The following is a 349-nucleotide window of genomic DNA, read 5'->3' as shown; positions in this document are numbered from 1 at the left end:
CCGCTACGTCGGCACCGCTGCCGTCGAGGACGACGGCGTCGATCTGGACGAGAAGGTCAAGCTCCTAACTAGCGGGGTTAGTGGCCGCCCTGGACGAGTCCGCCCGGCTCGACGCCGTGGTCCGGGAGCAGTTGGCGAGGCTGTGGTGACGACCACTGTGGTTGACCTCCTTGGCCGAGGCGCGACGTTGAAGACCGGGCCGTTCGGCACGACACTCGCCGCCAGCGAGTACGCCGACGACGGCGTGCCAGTGGTCTCCGTCGGGGAGGTTGGAGACGGGGCCTTGGTGATTGGCGAGCGCACCCGGCGGGTGAACGATGCCGTCACGCGCAGGCTTCCGGAATACCTG

General features: G+C 68.5%; 1 pseudogene. It reads left to right on the top strand.

Features of this window, described 5'->3' with window-relative positions:
- Nucleotides 1-349: pseudogene (locus BN358_RS26095) on the top strand (hypothetical protein); the annotation flags it as partial.

Origin of the sequence: Sedimentibacter sp. B4 (assembly GCF_000309315.1) — a bacterium.
Lineage (GTDB): Bacteria > Bacillota > Clostridia > Tissierellales > Sedimentibacteraceae > Sedimentibacter > Sedimentibacter saalensis.
Note: the sequence above shows the minus strand (reverse complement) of the source record. Positions and strands in the feature narration are given on the sequence as shown.